The organism is Nitratidesulfovibrio sp. HK-II (genome assembly GCF_003402415.2).
Lineage (GTDB): Bacteria > Desulfobacterota > Desulfovibrionia > Desulfovibrionales > Desulfovibrionaceae > Cupidesulfovibrio.
On sequence record NZ_AP036014.1, the window covers coordinates 3,167,786 to 3,181,298 of the forward strand.

The 13,513-nt window shown below is 66.8% G+C and carries 15 protein-coding genes; 8 read left to right on the forward strand and 7 right to left on the reverse strand.

Going from position 1 to position 13,513, the window contains the following annotated elements; genetic code table 11:
* Positions 1 to 306: 306 nt before the first annotated feature.
* From RVX_RS13315 to RVX_RS13350, 8 genes are all read left to right on the forward strand, one after another.
* Complete coding sequence (locus tag RVX_RS13315) at positions 307 to 1,323, forward strand: HD-GYP domain-containing protein (RefSeq protein WP_116308176.1); 1,017 nt, start codon at positions 307 to 309, stop codon at positions 1,321 to 1,323.
* Positions 1,324 to 1,580: 257 nt separating this feature from the next.
* Positions 1,581 to 2,564: an HD-GYP domain-containing protein gene (locus tag RVX_RS13320; protein ID WP_116308175.1), complete on the forward strand. Its 984-nt coding sequence runs from the start codon at positions 1,581 to 1,583 to the stop codon at positions 2,562 to 2,564.
* A gap of 790 nt (positions 2,565 to 3,354) precedes the next feature.
* Complete coding sequence (gene nifU / locus RVX_RS13325; RefSeq protein WP_116308174.1) at positions 3,355 to 4,200, forward strand: Fe-S cluster assembly protein NifU; 846 nt, start codon at positions 3,355 to 3,357, stop codon at positions 4,198 to 4,200.
* On the forward strand, positions 4,197 to 5,399 hold the full coding sequence (gene nifS, locus RVX_RS13330) for a cysteine desulfurase NifS (RefSeq protein WP_116308173.1): 1,203 nt from the start codon (positions 4,197 to 4,199) through the stop codon (positions 5,397 to 5,399). Before nifU ends, nifS begins: the two co-directional genes overlap by 4 nt.
* A gap of 213 nt (positions 5,400 to 5,612) precedes the next feature.
* The gene (gene cysK / locus RVX_RS13335; protein ID WP_116308172.1) at positions 5,613 to 6,545 is read left to right on the forward strand and encodes a cysteine synthase A; all 933 of its coding nucleotides are present in this window, start codon (positions 5,613 to 5,615) and stop codon (positions 6,543 to 6,545) included.
* Positions 6,546 to 6,603: 58 nt separating this feature from the next.
* Entirely contained in the window at positions 6,604 to 7,557 is a 954-nt protein-coding gene (gene epsC, locus RVX_RS13340) for a serine O-acetyltransferase EpsC (protein ID WP_116308171.1), read from the forward strand.
* A 107-nt stretch (positions 7,558 to 7,664) separates the two neighbouring features.
* Positions 7,665 to 8,102, forward strand: a complete 438-nt coding sequence (locus RVX_RS13345; RefSeq protein ID WP_116308170.1) for a VOC family protein — start codon at positions 7,665 to 7,667, stop codon at positions 8,100 to 8,102.
* Positions 8,103 to 8,317: 215 nt separating this feature from the next.
* Positions 8,318 to 8,857 (forward strand): hypothetical protein, encoded by a 540-nt coding sequence (locus RVX_RS13350; protein WP_116308169.1) that lies wholly within the window; start codon positions 8,318 to 8,320, stop codon positions 8,855 to 8,857.
* A 172-nt stretch (positions 8,858 to 9,029) separates the two neighbouring features.
* Here RVX_RS13350 and RVX_RS13355 read toward each other — a convergent pair whose 3' ends face one another.
* The 7 genes from RVX_RS13355 to RVX_RS13385 all read right to left on the reverse strand — a co-directional run bounded on the left by RVX_RS13355 (position 9,030) and on the right by RVX_RS13385 (position 13,295).
* Positions 9,030 to 9,491, reverse strand: coding sequence for a carboxymuconolactone decarboxylase family protein (locus RVX_RS13355; RefSeq protein ID WP_371682119.1), 462 nt, complete (start codon positions 9,489 to 9,491; stop codon positions 9,030 to 9,032).
* Positions 9,484 to 9,846, reverse strand: a complete 363-nt coding sequence (locus tag RVX_RS13360; protein ID WP_116308167.1) for a MerR family transcriptional regulator — start codon at positions 9,844 to 9,846, stop codon at positions 9,484 to 9,486. Before RVX_RS13360 ends, RVX_RS13355 begins: the two co-directional genes overlap by 8 nt.
* 167 nt (positions 9,847 to 10,013) lie before the next feature.
* Positions 10,014 to 11,231, reverse strand: a complete 1,218-nt coding sequence (locus RVX_RS13365) for a tRNA dihydrouridine synthase (protein ID WP_116308166.1) — start codon at positions 11,229 to 11,231, stop codon at positions 10,014 to 10,016.
* Positions 11,232 to 11,240: 9 nt separating this feature from the next.
* The gene (gene yfcE / locus RVX_RS13370; protein WP_116308165.1) at positions 11,241 to 11,789 is read right to left on the reverse strand and encodes a phosphodiesterase; all 549 of its coding nucleotides are present in this window, start codon (positions 11,787 to 11,789) and stop codon (positions 11,241 to 11,243) included.
* Between the two features lie 151 nt (positions 11,790 to 11,940).
* Complete coding sequence (locus RVX_RS13375; RefSeq protein ID WP_230404841.1) at positions 11,941 to 12,516, reverse strand: Hsp20/alpha crystallin family protein; 576 nt, start codon at positions 12,514 to 12,516, stop codon at positions 11,941 to 11,943.
* Between the two features lie 9 nt (positions 12,517 to 12,525).
* A complete protein-coding gene (locus RVX_RS13380) occupies positions 12,526 to 12,939 on the reverse strand; it encodes an Hsp20/alpha crystallin family protein (protein WP_007526637.1) in 414 nt (137 codons plus the stop codon).
* A gap of 155 nt (positions 12,940 to 13,094) precedes the next feature.
* On the reverse strand, positions 13,095 to 13,295 hold the full coding sequence (locus RVX_RS13385; RefSeq protein WP_007526635.1) for a Trm112 family protein: 201 nt from the start codon (positions 13,293 to 13,295) through the stop codon (positions 13,095 to 13,097).
* Between the last annotated feature and the right edge of the window lie 218 nt (positions 13,296 to 13,513).

Below are 13,513 nucleotides of genomic sequence, written 5' to 3' on the forward strand. Positions count from 1 at the left end.
ACAAGGCACGGCAAAATGGCGGTACAAGTCTGGCGGCGCCGCCCCGCGCCGGGAACATGTGCTGCGTGCGCCCGCAACGGATGCATTTGGCGGCATGCATCACGTTACTGCCTATCGGCGCAACCGGGGCAAACGTTAGCCGAGCAACCGCATGCTTTCAAGAAATTCCCGGTATTCGTCCTCCGTCGCCGCGGCCTGCCGGATGCATGCCGCAGGCCCTTTCCTTCACGGCGCGACAACGGTATGTTCGCCACGCGACAACACACTCCTTTCCGGTGGGCTTTGCCCGCCGTTGTGTAACATCCCATGAAAGAAACCATTCCCTCACATACTCCGGCGGGCGACCCGCGCTTCTTTCCGGTTTCGCCCCTGATGATCTTTCCCAAGGCCGTGGGGTCGTTCAGCGTGTATCTGCGGCAGGGCAACACCCTGGTGTTGTATGCCGCAGCGGGTGAAGCCTTCACCGAACGGCATCGCACCAACCTGTTCGAGAATGGCGTGCGCGAAGTGTACGTGCGCCTTGAACAGCGCGAGAACTACACCCGCTACGTGGAAGAGAACCTGGGCGCCATATTGCGGGACGAATCCATCCCCCTGCCGGAACGGGCGGGCACCTTCTACCGCGCGTCCACCGAAATACTGCGCGACGCCTTCGAGGCGCGCATGCCCGTGCCGCTGGACAGCGAAACCTTTCGGCGGCTGCAGCACTTCGTCACCCAGTCCATCCGCTTTCTGACCAGCGCCGATTCGCTGAAGGCCCTCGGCGAATTCATCGCCCACGACTACAAGACCTACACCCACTCCCTCAACGTGTTCATCTACACCATGCCCCTGGCGCAGACGCTGGGGCTGGACGAGGCGGCGCTGATCCGCGTGGGCATAGGCACCCTGCTGCACGACGTGGGCATGACCCGCGTGCCCAGGCAGATCATCGAGCGCGCCGGGCGGCTGACCCCGGACGAGGACGCCGTGTACCGCACCCACCCCGCGCAGGGCGTGGCCACCATCGCCCACGTGCCCCTGACGCAAGAGGCCATCAACTGCATCCTGTTCCACCACGAGCGCATGGACGGTTCCGGCTACCCCACCGGACTTTCGGGCGACCAGATTCCGCCCGTGGTGCGCGCGCTGGCCGTGGCCGACACCTTCGACACGCTCACCTCCACGCGCAGCGGGCTGCCCTCGGCCACGTCCGCCTTCGAGGTGCTGAACCGCATGCGCGCCGAAATGGCGTCTTCGCTGGACATGGAGATGTTCCGGCGCTTCGTGCTGGTGCTGTCCGGAGCCATGCTGGACGGCGGCTTCGGCGCGGAGATGGACTGACCGGCGGGCGGGCAGGAGGAGCCGGGCCGGACGCTTCCGGCGCAAGCGTGCGCAGCCGCACGCCATGGCGCGCCAGCAACGCCCCAACGCCCCGCATCGGCGCTGCGACACCCCGTTCGCGCCACCATTGCCCCCTTGATTGAAGAGAAAGTCTAGAAAAAGTTGACAATGCTTGTGCTTTCCGTCATGCCTTTGCGAGGGGAGAGGTGCGTCCTCAACGGCCCGGCACCACTGCAACATCCAGGAAATTCTTGGAAATGACACAGGCATCGGCTGCGCAACAGGACCCCTCGGAATTCTTCGCGGTGCCCACCACGATGCTTCTGCCTGACATGTCGGGTTCTTTCGGCGTGTACATCAAGCAGGAGAAGGGGTTTGTCCTTTACGCCCACGAAGGCGAGCAGTTCACGCCGCGCCATCGCCTGCAACTGCGCGCGCACGGGGTGGAGCACATCTACGTGCACAGGGCGCAGCACCCGCTGTACCGCGAGCACCGCGAACTGTACCTTGGCACCATCCTTTCCGACGAAACCATTCCCCTGCCCGAGCGGGCGCGCCTGTTCTACGCCACCTCCACCGAAATCGTGCAGGAGGTGTTCGAGCGCAAGCTGCCCCGCAGCCTGAAACGCGCCACCTTCGACCGCATCCTGGCCCTGGTCACCGAAGGCATCAGCTTCCTGACGCTGGAGAATTCGCTGAAGACCGTGGCATCACTGGTGGCGCACGACTACCACACCTATTCCCATTCGCTGCACGTCTTCGTGTATTCGCAGGCCATCCTGCAAAGCTACGGATTCGACGAGGAAAGCCTGGTGCAGTTCGGCCTTGGGGCCATGCTGCACGACATCGGCAAGACCTACGTGAACCCCGACATCCTGGCCAAGCCCGGCGCGCTCAGCCTTGAAGAACGCACCGAGGTCAACCGCCACCCGGTGTTCGGCGTGGGCGCGTGCACGCTGATGCCCCTGTCGCAAGACGCCATCAACTGCATCCTGTTCCACCACGAGAAACTGGACGGCTCCGGCTACCCCTGCGGGCTCACCGCTGGCGAAATCCCCCTGCCGGTGCGGGCCATCACCATCGCCGACATCTACGACGCCCTCACCTCCAACCGCCCCTACGCCCCCGCCATGAACGCCTTCCAGGTGTTGCGCCTGATGATGAACGAGATGCGCGACCAGATCGACCTCGACATCTTCAAGCGCTTCGTGATGATCCTTTCCGGGGCCAACGTGGTGTAGAAGCAAATCACCCAGCTTTCCATGTCCGGTAAAATCATCCCCTCGCACAAGCTGCTAGAGGGGATTTCTCGTTCCTTCACACGCCATCTTCATTTCAGCAAAATACATCTTCCCATGCCCTTCTAAGGCTCCGCGAAAACCATTCCATTGCGCATTAAGCCCCCCTACTATCAAATCAAGATCCTTAATCGCCTTATCACTTTCAAAGTCAAGACGCTCAGTAGCTATGTGAGATATCTGCTTATTGCACCTTTTCCAACAATCAGCGACATCAAACAGTGGCTTTTCTGGCTTCCAAAATTCTACATACTTATCATGAGCAACATCATTAGCGAGAACCTTACTACCTAAAAAAGTGTATCATATTTCTGATATGAATACACATTGATTCAAAAACCATATTTTTAAGATACAAGTCACAACAAAGACACCTCTGCATCGACCGAAAACGTACATACGCCTTGTTCATCATTTCCCATTCGTATGAGACATGCGTTGCCATACGTGCCAACTTTTCTTCCGACAATGAGTGCTCTTTATTCCTCTTCACAAGCAACACCTATAATTTAAGGATATTACTACACATACCGCATCGTCCATACGAGACAGACCATCCCACATCCTGAAACTCCGGGCAATGCCTACACCTTTTCCATCCAATCCTGACCGGAAAAATCCGCTCCGCCCCTTCCCCGGCCGGACGCGCGTTGTTATATGCCCGATAATGACGCGCCATGAAGTGCCAACGGCCCTGCCAGACGCGCTAACGCCCCCCCGGAGGAACAACAAGATGTGGGAGTATACCGACAAGGTGCGTGAGCACTTCCTGAACCCGCGCAACGTGGGCTCCCTTGACGACGCCAACGCCATCGGCGAGGTCGGCAGCCTTGCCTGTGGCGACGCCCTCAAGCTCTATCTCAAGATCGACGGCGACCGCATCGTGGACGCCAAATTCCAGACCTTCGGCTGCGCCAGCGCCATCGCCTCCAGTTCGGCCCTCACCGAACTGATCAAGGGCATGACGGTGGAAGAAGCCCTGAAGCTGACCAACCGCGACATCGCCGAATTTCTGGGCGGCCTGCCCAAGGAAAAGATGCACTGCTCTGTCATGGGGCAGGAAGCGCTGGAGGCCGCCATCCGCAACTGGCGCGGTGAGCCCGCCGTGGAACACGCGCACGAGGGCCAGCTGGTCTGCAAGTGCTTTGGCGTCACCGACGAGCAGATCGTGCGCGCCATCCGCGAGAACGGCCTGAAGACCGTGGAGGAAATCACCCACTACACCAAGGCCGGCGGCGGCTGCGGCGAATGCGTGGGCGAATTGCAGAAGCTGCTGGACGCGGAACTGGGCAAGGCCCCGGTGTGCGAAACCCCGCTGGCCGCCGCGCCGAAAAAGCTCACCAACGTGCAGCGCATGCAACTGGTCCTGAAGGTGCTGGAAGGCGAAATCCGCCCGCGCCTGCAACAGGACGGCGGCGACATCGAACTCGTGGACATGGACGGCTCCACCGTCTACGTGGCCCTGCGCGGCATGTGCACCAGCTGTCCCTCCAGCCGCCTGACGCTGGAAGGCTTTGTGGAAAAGACCCTGCGCGACCATGTGGACGAGAACATCGTGGTCAAGGAGGCGGCAGCGTGAACACCGTGTACTTCGACAACAACGCCACCACCCGCGTGGACCCGGCCGTGCTTGCGGCCATGCTGCCCTATTTCGGCGAACTGTACGGCAACCCCTCGTCCATGCACACCTTTGGCGGGCAGGTGGGCCGCGCCGTGCGCGAGGCGCGCGAGCAGGTGGCCCGGCTCATCGGGGCCACGCCGGAAGAAATCGTGTTCACCTCGTGCGGGACGGAGGGCGACAACACCGCCATCCGCGCCGCGCTGGCCGCCCAGCCCGAGAAGAAGCACATCATCACCACCCGTGTGGAGCACCCCGCCGTGCTCAGCCTTTCCCAGCACCTGGAAAAGAACGGCTACGAACTGACCCTGCTGGGCGTGGACGACAAGGGCCGCATGGACATGGACGAACTGCGCGAGGCCATCCGCAAGGACACGGCCATCGTGTCCATCATGTTCGCCAACAACGAGACGGGCACCATCTTCCCCGTGGCCGAGGCCGCCGCCATCTGCAAGGAGCGCGGCGTGCCCTTCCACACCGACGCGGTGCAGGCCGTGGGCAAGCTGGCCATCGACGTGCGCGAGCTGCCCGTGGACTATCTGGTGCTGTCCGGCCACAAGCTGCATGCCCCCAAGGGCATCGGCGCGCTGTACGTGCGGCGCGGGGCGGCCTACCGGCCCTTCCTGCGCGGCGGTCATCAGGAGCGCGGACGCCGGGGCGGCACCGAAAACGTGCCCTCCATCATCGGCCTTGGCGTGGCCTGCGACCTGGCCGCCGCCAACATGGCGGAAGAGAACACCCGCGTGCGCGCCCTGCGCGACAGGCTGGAATCGGGCCTGCTGGCCGCCATCCCCGACGCCATCGTCAACGGCGACGTGGCCAACCGCCTGCCCAACACCACCAACATCTCGTTCAAGTACGTGGAGGGCGAGGCCATCCTGCTGCTGCTGGACCAGTTGGGCGTGTGCGCCAGTTCCGGCTCGGCCTGCACCTCGGGCAGCCTGGAACCCTCGCACGTGCTGCGGGCCATGGGCGTGCCGTTCACCTACGCGCACGGCTCCATCCGCTTCAGCCTTTCGCGCTTCAACACGGAAGCAGAGGTGGATCACGTGGTGCGCGAACTGCCCCGCGTCATCGCCCGCCTGCGCGAGATGTCGCCCTTCCGGGCGGGCAGCGAGGCGGAGGCGGCGCTGGGCAAGAAGCCCGCGTGCAGCTGTTAGGAACCTGGTTCCGGAAAGGATGATCCCGGCGGCCATGCCGCCCCTATACGCGCGGGGGCGTTTGTGGCATCCGGGAACATCGCCATGCTTCCGGCCAGGGCCGACGACCATTCCGGGGGAAGGGGCCACCTTCCCCCGTTTCGCAACACACGGGGCGCGCCGCCACGGCACGCGCCCCCGGCCATCCGCACCGGACACCCACAGGAGGCTCGCATGAAGATCGCCCGCGACATGACGGAACTGGTCGGCCGCACCCCGCTGGTGCGCCTGAACCGCGTCAGCGAAGGCTGCGCGGCCGAGGTGGTGGCGAAGCTGGAATTCAACAACCCCTGCGCCTCGGTGAAGGACCGCATTGCCCTGGCCATGATCGACGGGGCCATGGAGCGCGGCGAACTGGCCCCCGGCGGCCTGCTGGTGGAGCCCACCAGCGGCAACACCGGCGTGGGCCTGGCCTTCGTGGCGGCGGTACGCGGCCTGACCCTGGTGCTGACCATGCCCGAAAGCATGAGCAACGAGCGCAAGGCGCTGCTGCGCGGCTTTGGCGCGCGACTGGTGCTTACCCCGGCCTCCAAGGGCATGCGCGGGGCCATCGAAGAGGCCGAGCGCATCGTGGCCGAAACGCCCGGCGCGGTGATGCTGGGCCAGTTCGTGAACCCGGACAACCCCATGGTGCACCGCAAGACCACGGCGGAAGAAATCTGGGCCGACACCGGCGGCAAGGTGGACGCCTTCGTGGCGGGCGTGGGCACCGGCGGCACCATCACCGGCACCGGCAGGCGGCTGCGCGAACTGAATCCGGCTGTCAAAATATTCGCCGTGGAGCCGGACGAATCGCCCGTGCTGTCGGGCGGCGCACCCGGCCCGCACGCCATCCAGGGCATTGGCGCGGGCTTCGTGCCCCCGGTGCTGGACACCAGGGTGTATGACGAGATCGTCCGCGTGCCCGGCAAGGACGCCCTGGCCACCGCCCGGCGGCTGCTGCGCGAGGAAGGCATTTTGTGCGGCGTCTCGTCCGGGGCCAACGCCTTTGCCGCCATGGCCGTGGCACGCCGCCCGGAAATGGCGGGCAAGCGCGTGGTGTTCGTGGTGTGCGATACCGGCGAGCGGTATCTTTCGACCCCGCTCTTTACCGAAATGCCGGACTAATCGACGTATCACGACACGGCAGCCCCCCATCACCTTAAACCCGACGGATCGCACGCGCATGAAGAAACTCGACGACCTCGACGCCCGCTCGCTGCAAGGCATGCCCGAACTGGAACGCATCGTGGACGAGCTGTGCGCGCCGGAATCGTACGAAGCGGTCTACCACCGCTCGCTGCACGACGCGCCCATGCCCTCGCTGGAGGCGCTGGCCGAAATGGTCAGCCGCCTGCGCGCCGCGCTGCTGCCCGGCTTTTTCGGCACCGCCACCGTGCACCTGGAATCGATGCGCTACCACCTGGCCGCCAACCTCGATTCCATCTTCCGCATCCTGTCCGAGCAGATCCGCCGTGGGGCGTGTTTCACCTGTGCCGACTTCGCCCGCGAATGCAGCAGTTGCGAACTGCACTCGCGCGACAAGGCCATCCAGTTCCTGCGCAGGCTGCCGGAAATCCGCCGCATGCTGGCCAGCGACGTCAAGGCCGCCTACGAAGGCGACCCCGCCGCCAAGAGTCCCGGTGAAACGGTGTTCTGCTACCCGTCCATCGCGGCCATGATCAACCACCGCATCGCGCACGAGCTGTACCGCATGGAGGTGCCGCTGATCCCGCGCATCATCAGCGAGATGGCCCACTCGCGCACGGGCATCGACATCCACCCCGGCGCGCGGATCGGCGAGGAATTCTTCATCGACCACGGCACCGGCGTGGTCATCGGCGAAACGAGCGTCATCGGGCGCGGCTGCCGCATCTACCAGGGGGTGACGCTGGGCGCGCTGTCCTTCCCCAAGGACGGTGACGGCGTGCTGATCAAGGGCAACCCGCGCCACCCCATCCTGGAAGACAACGTCACGGTGTACGCCGGGGCCACCATTCTCGGCCGGGTGACCATCGGCGCGGGGTCCATGGTCGGCGGCAACGTGTGGGTGACCCACGACGTGCCGCCCGGTTCCAAGATTGTGCAGCAGCGTTCGGCCAAGCCCAAGCCCGACGAAGAACTGGTGGGGCGGAAGTAGGCGCACGCGGGGCGTCCCGTGTCGCGCGCCCTACTGTACCCGCGCGGCGCATGGGGGTAGTCTGCCCTTTGCCCCCCGTGTTCGACGTCCACCGCAAAGGAGGCCCCATGCCCATTCCCCGTATCTGCCTGCTGACGCTCGGCGTGGCCGACCTTGCCCGCAGCCGGGCCTTTTACGAGGCCCTGGGCTGGAAGCCCGCCTACCCGGACTGCGACAAGATCGTGTTCTTCCAAGTGGGCGAACTGGCCGTGGCCCTGTACCCGCGCGAGGAACTGCTGGAAGACTGCGGCATGGCCGGGGCCAACCCCGCGCCGGGGGGCATCACCCTGGCCCACAACGTGGCCGAACGAGGCATGGTGGACACCCTGATGGCCGAGGCCGTGGCGGCGGGCGGCACGGTGCTGGACGCCCCGCGCGACAAGCCGTGGGGCTACACCGGCTACTTCGCCGACCCGGACGGCCACCCGTGGGAGGTTGCCCACGTACCTTCGCTGCAACTGGACGAAGCGGGGCGGATCATCCTCGGCGGACCGGCTGCGTCCTGATCTCCGCCTCTCCTGCCCCGTACAACGACCACGGGTCCCGCGCACATCCGGCGCGGGACCCGTTTTCTTTCAGGGGGATGCACATTTCAGATCCACGCATATTAAAACGGCTTGTACCGGAATGAAACGGACGGAATGATTTTCATCCGATTTTCCTTGCCTTCCGCTTCCGAATAGCCTACCGGAAAAGTAGGCTATCAGCAGGAGGAACCGACATGCCGTTCCAGTTACTTGCCGATTCCATGGTCACCATTCCCGGCGTCACCTGCACGGGAACCCGCCGTCTGCTCGCCATCAACGAAAACTGTTTCGCCATCCACCGCAGCGGGGTGCGCTGCCGCCGCACGGACACCTACCACCGGGCACGGGTGGAGGTGTTCCGCCTGTTCGCGCGGCGGGACGACACGCTGGCGCCCGCCCGGTCTGACGGCACCGAAGGGGACTGGACCAGCGTGCTGCTGTCCTTCCGCCTGCGCGGCGAACCGTCCATGCCCAAGCGAAAGAAGGGCGCGCCACCCCTGCCCGCCGTGGCGCGGCTGCCGTGGTGCCGCAGGCCCGCGCGCATCCTGGGCCTGAACGACGAGGCCGTGGCGCTGGCCATCCGCATGGACGGCGGCCCGGCCATCGGGGTGTGGGCGCTGCCGCCGGGGTACGTTGCGGGTCTGGGGGCAGGCGATGCGTCTCCGGCTGTCCCGGAGGACGCGCTGGACCTGCCCCTGCGCCGCGAGGACGTGCTGCTGGCCTGGCCACGGTAGCAACGTGCAGTACCTGCGCTGACCTGAAGAGGTCGGCACGAGACCATTACGGATTCCCTGCCGTCCGTCTGGATTGTCTTTTCCTTGCATCCCGCGACGAGCTTCCGTCGCGGGATGCTGGTGCGGGCGCGCGCCACCCCCGATCTGTCCGGACTCATTGCACCGTCGCCTGCTACGCCCCGCCTTCGCCCTGTGCCGCGTCATGCCGCCCGAACACCTCGCGCGCGGCGGCAATGCCGTTAAGCGCGGCGGGAAAGCCCGCGTACACCCCCATCTGCATGATCACCTCCATGATCTCCTCGCGGGTCAAACCCACGTGCAGACCGGCGGCAATATGCACCTCCAGTTGCGGCCGCGCCGTGCCCATGGCCGTCAGCGCGGCAATGGTGGCGATCTCGCGCTCGCGCAGGCCAAGCTGCGGCCGCGCGTACACATCGCCAAAGGGAAACTCCACCAGCAGCCGCGCGAAGTCCGGCGCGAATTCCGCCAGCTTCGCCACCACCTGCTCGCCCGCCGTGCCGTCCACCTGTGAAAGCACCCGCAGGCCGCGCTGGTAGCGGGTTTCCTCCACGTCCGCTTGCGTCGTCTGCCCCGTCCGCCCTGTCCGCACAGTCGTCTTCACGCCGTCATGCATGGTCGTCCTCCTGCCCGCGATACCAGGCAATCTTGTCATCCAAATGGGTCAGACATGCCGCCAGCCGGTCCATGCGCTCACGCACGCGCTGGCGGTGTGCTTCCAGCAGTTCCCGCCGGGCGGCCAGTGTGGCATCGCCTTGCTCTCGCAGTTCCGCGTAGCGCACCATCTCGCGCACGGGCATGTCCATCTCGCGCAGCCTGCCGATGAATTCCAGCCAGCGCAGGTCGTCCTGCGTGAACAGCCTGCGCCCGCCCCGGTCGCGCTCCACCGAACGCAGCAGGCCGATCTTCTCGTACCAGCGCAGGGTGTGGGCGGTAAGCCCGGTGGCTTTCGCCACGTCGCGAATGCGCATGGGCGTTCCTCCTTTTTCCGGAGCCTACAAGTTGGAGTGCGCTCGAAGTCAAGCGGTTTCGCGGGCCGCGCAAAAAAACACGCCCGAACCACCACAAAATGGACCGGGCGTGAATACGTGAACGCAGGGCAGGACGCGACGAATGAGGCCAACCGGGCGGGCAGCCCTTACATGCCGAACAGCAGGGCGCTGGGACGGCGCAGCACGGCGGGCAGCGGGTCCAGTTCGGCCCGCAGGGTTTCGCGCAGGGCGCGCAGGCCGCCGGGATCGTTCTCGGCGGGGGCCTGCCCCATCACCCGCAGCAACCGCCCGCGCAGGGTATTGCCGTAAGTGTAGTTGGCCGTGAGGTAGACCAGAAACTTGCCGAACCTGCGCACGGCGCGGACCGGGCCATGGCGGCGGTCCAGCGCGTCCAGCAGGGCCAGCGGGGCCTCGCGCCACGGGGCGGGGTTGCGGTCCGGGTCGTCTGACGCGCCGGGCAATCCGCCAGTCAGCACACCCGTCCAGGCCGCGAACACCCACGGACGGGCCACGGCGATGCGGCCCAGCGACACGCCATCGCAGCCGGTGGAGTCCAGCAGGCTGGCGCAGTCCTCCGGCGTGAATACGTCGCCGTTGCCCATGACCGGGATGGACACCGCCGCCTTGACCAGTCCGATGTGCACGCGCCGGGGCGGCTGGGTGCGCCGGTCCGGGGCCACGCGGGGGTGAAAGACCAGGCAGTCGGCCCCGGCATCCTCGAAGCGGCGGGCCAGATCCACGGCGGGTTGCGGGTCCGGCGACCAGCCGGTGCGAAACTTGACGAACACCGGAATGTCCACCGCGCGGCGCACCTCTGCCACCATGCGCACGGCGCGCTCCGGGTCGCGCAGCAGGTCCGCGCCGCAGCCGCGCTTGACGATGGCCGACACCGAGCAGCCCATGTTCAGGTCCACGCCGAAAAAGCCTTCGGCCTGCACCCGCCGGGCGGCGTCGGCCATCACTTCCGGCTCGGCCCCGAACAACTGGCAGACCAGGCGGGCGGGTTCGCCTTCGCGCCACGAGAACGCCTCGGACTTGTCCGGCCGCTCCGTGGGCACGGCGCGGGCGTTGCACATGCCGGTGAACAGCAGCCCGCAGCCGCCGTAGCCTTCCACCACCTCGCGAAAGGCGGCGTGGCCCAGCCCGGCCATGGGGGCCAGCCACAGTCGCCCCGGCAGGGTGCGACCGCCCACGGTCAGCGGCGCGCGCAGGCGCGCGGCAAGGGCGTCGCCGTGTCCCGGTGGGGATAAGGCCGGACCGGCGGCCGGGGCATCGACGGGATGGAGTCCGGCCGCAATGTCGGTGGCTGCTTCGGGGAGAGGCCCGGCAGGGATGTCTGGCGGCAGCGAGTTGGGCACGGGCATGTCCGGGCGCTACGCGCCGGGGGTGTGGCGCAGCACTTCGTTGCCGTCCAGGTCGCGGATGGACAGGGTGCCCGACTCGTACAGCCCGTAGGAGGCCACGTAGCCGTCCTTGGGCAGGGTGGTGGAGCCCACGTTCCAGATGTGCAGGCCGTCCACGGTTTCCGCGCGGGGGATGTGGGTGTGCCCGCACAGAAACACGTCGCCGGGCGCAAGGTCCGGAAAGCGGTCGGGCAGTTGGTGATGGTGCCCGTGGTTGGCCCAGATGCGCAGCCCGTCCGCGAAGATCCACGCCGCCTCCGGCAGGGGAAAGCGCAGGACCATGGTGTCCACTTCCGCGTCGCAGTTGCCGCGCACGGCGATGATGCGCGGGGCCCAGTCGTTGAGCAGGGACGCCACTTCACGCGGGGCGTAGCCTTCCGGCACGGGGTTGCGCGGGCCGTGGTACAGCAGGTCGCCCAGCAGGACGAGGGCGTCGGGGTGGTGGGTGCGGGCCAGTTCGAGCACCAGTTCGGTGCGCGGCAGCGAGCCGTGCAGGTCGGAGGCGATGAGCAGCTTCATGGTCTGATGGTTCCTGATGGTGTGCGGTGCGCGGCAGGCATGCGGGCCGCGCCGGGGAAGGGAAAGGGCCGCCGCCCTGCGGCGGTGGCCCGGTACGTTGGCATGTTCGGAAAGATGGACTTTCGGCGGCAATCCGCCGACGGGCTGCGGACTACAAGCGCTCCACCGCGATGCGCCGGGGCGCGGCGGCCTCGCGCTTGGGCATGCGGATGGTCAGCACGCCGCTGGCCAGTTGGGCCGAAATGCGCGCGGCGTCCACCATGTCCGACAGGGTGAACACGGCGTGGTACTCCACGTCGCCGAATTCCATGGCGTGCACCCGGGGTCCGCCCGCCGCGCCGCAGGCGCAGCTGGCTTGCGCCGGGGAATCCTTCGCGCCGGGGGCGGACTCGCCCGCGTCGTCGCGGCCTGCATCGCGCCCCATGTCCCGCCCCATGTCCCGCCCCATGTCGCGGCAGTCGCCGAAGCGGGTCACGCCGCGCACGGTCAGTTCGTCGCCCTCCACGTCCAGCACCAGGTCGTCGTGGGCCACGCCGGGCATGTCCAGATACAGGTGAAAGCCGTCCTCGCGTTCCACCAGATCTGCCTGGGGACGCATGCGCGGCGGCTGCGGCGACTGGGCGAACCGGCCCTGCCGGGCACGACTCTCCGCGCCGCCCCGTTCGCTCTGGCGGGCAGGACGCGCGGCGGGGTGCGGAAAGCGGGGGCGACGGTCTGGGGGCGTCATGGCAGCCTCCTATCGAACATCTATATGAACAGTGCGTGGCCGCACGGCCTGCGCCTTGGGCAGCACGATCTCCAGCACCCCGTCCTTCATGGTGGCCGTGGCCCGGTCGCGGTCGATGGGCACGTTCAGGGTCACCACGCGCTGAAAGGGGCCGGTGGGCCGTTCCTGCCGGTAATACCGGCCGCGCACCACGGGCAGTTCGCCCTTCAGCACCAGCGTCTTGTCGGTGAGGGTGATGTCCAGCCCGTCCATGTCCACGCCGGGCACCAGCGCGCGCACGCGGATGGCCGCGTCGTCCTCGCCGATGTTCAGCGGCGGAAACTGGGCCCGCCCGCGCGTGGCGGGCAGGGCGCGGCCCGCGTCGCCCGCGAGGCGGTCGAGCAGGTTGGGAAATTCATAGAACGCGCTGAAGTCGATGACCATGCGCACCTCTTCGTGACTGGCCGGATATGGGCGTTGCTGGCCGGGAATGACAGGATGCCGGATGCGGCTGCGGGGCGCCCGCAAAGGCCACACCAGCATAGCTAACACGCCCGGCGGCGCTGTCAATGCGCGCGCGACGGCGGCGCGCGCCCGCGCTACTTCACGCTGCGCTGCCCCTGTTCCCACAACTCGGCGGGCACGGCCTCTTCCACCAGCATCACGGGAATCTCGTCGCGCACCGGGTAGACCACCTTGCACTGGGCGCACTTCAGGCCGCGCTCGTTGTCCACGGGTTCCACGGGCTGGCGGCATTTGGGACAGGCGAGGATTTCCAGCAGTTCCTTGTTCAGCGACACGGCGCACTCCTTGGTTGCATTGTGCGCGCACCATAGCCCGAAGCCGCCGCGTGCTCAAGCGGGGCGGGCGCGGCCGCCGCCGGCTCCGTCCGCCCTGCCGCCCTGCCGCCCTTTCGCGCCCGTCCTCACCCGTCTGGCCCGTCTGGCCCGTCTGGCCCGTCTGGGCCCGTCTGGGCCCGTCCGGGATGGCGGACAGCTTTGTTGACACCCACCGGGGC

Excerpts from the sequence above, each read along its gene's own strand:
- RVX_RS13355 (WP_371682119.1), bottom strand. The coding sequence starts at position 9,491 with ATGCATGACGGCGTGAAGACGACTGTGCGGACAGGGCGGACGGGGCAG.
- yfcE (WP_116308165.1), bottom strand. The coding sequence starts at position 11,789 with ATGAAGCTGCTCATCGCCTCCGACCTGCACGGCTCGCTGCCGCGCACC.
- RVX_RS13375 (WP_230404841.1), bottom strand. The coding sequence starts at position 12,516 with ATGACGCCCCCAGACCGTCGCCCCCGCTTTCCGCACCCCGCCGCGCGT.
- RVX_RS13365 (WP_116308166.1), bottom strand. The coding sequence starts at position 11,231 with ATGCCCGTGCCCAACTCGCTGCCGCCAGACATCCCTGCCGGGCCTCTC.
- RVX_RS13360 (WP_116308167.1), bottom strand. The coding sequence starts at position 9,846 with ATGCGCATTCGCGACGTGGCGAAAGCCACCGGGCTTACCGCCCACACC.
- RVX_RS13320 (WP_116308175.1), top strand. The coding sequence starts at position 1,581 with ATGACACAGGCATCGGCTGCGCAACAGGACCCCTCGGAATTCTTCGCG.
- epsC (WP_116308171.1), top strand. The coding sequence starts at position 6,604 with ATGAAGAAACTCGACGACCTCGACGCCCGCTCGCTGCAAGGCATGCCC.
- nifU (WP_116308174.1), top strand. The coding sequence starts at position 3,355 with ATGTGGGAGTATACCGACAAGGTGCGTGAGCACTTCCTGAACCCGCGC.
- RVX_RS13345 (WP_116308170.1), top strand. The coding sequence starts at position 7,665 with ATGCCCATTCCCCGTATCTGCCTGCTGACGCTCGGCGTGGCCGACCTT.
- RVX_RS13350 (WP_116308169.1), top strand. The coding sequence starts at position 8,318 with ATGCCGTTCCAGTTACTTGCCGATTCCATGGTCACCATTCCCGGCGTC.
- cysK (WP_116308172.1), top strand. The coding sequence starts at position 5,613 with ATGAAGATCGCCCGCGACATGACGGAACTGGTCGGCCGCACCCCGCTG.
- RVX_RS13315 (WP_116308176.1), top strand. The coding sequence starts at position 307 with ATGAAAGAAACCATTCCCTCACATACTCCGGCGGGCGACCCGCGCTTC.
- RVX_RS13380 (WP_007526637.1), bottom strand. The coding sequence starts at position 12,939 with ATGGTCATCGACTTCAGCGCGTTCTATGAATTTCCCAACCTGCTCGAC.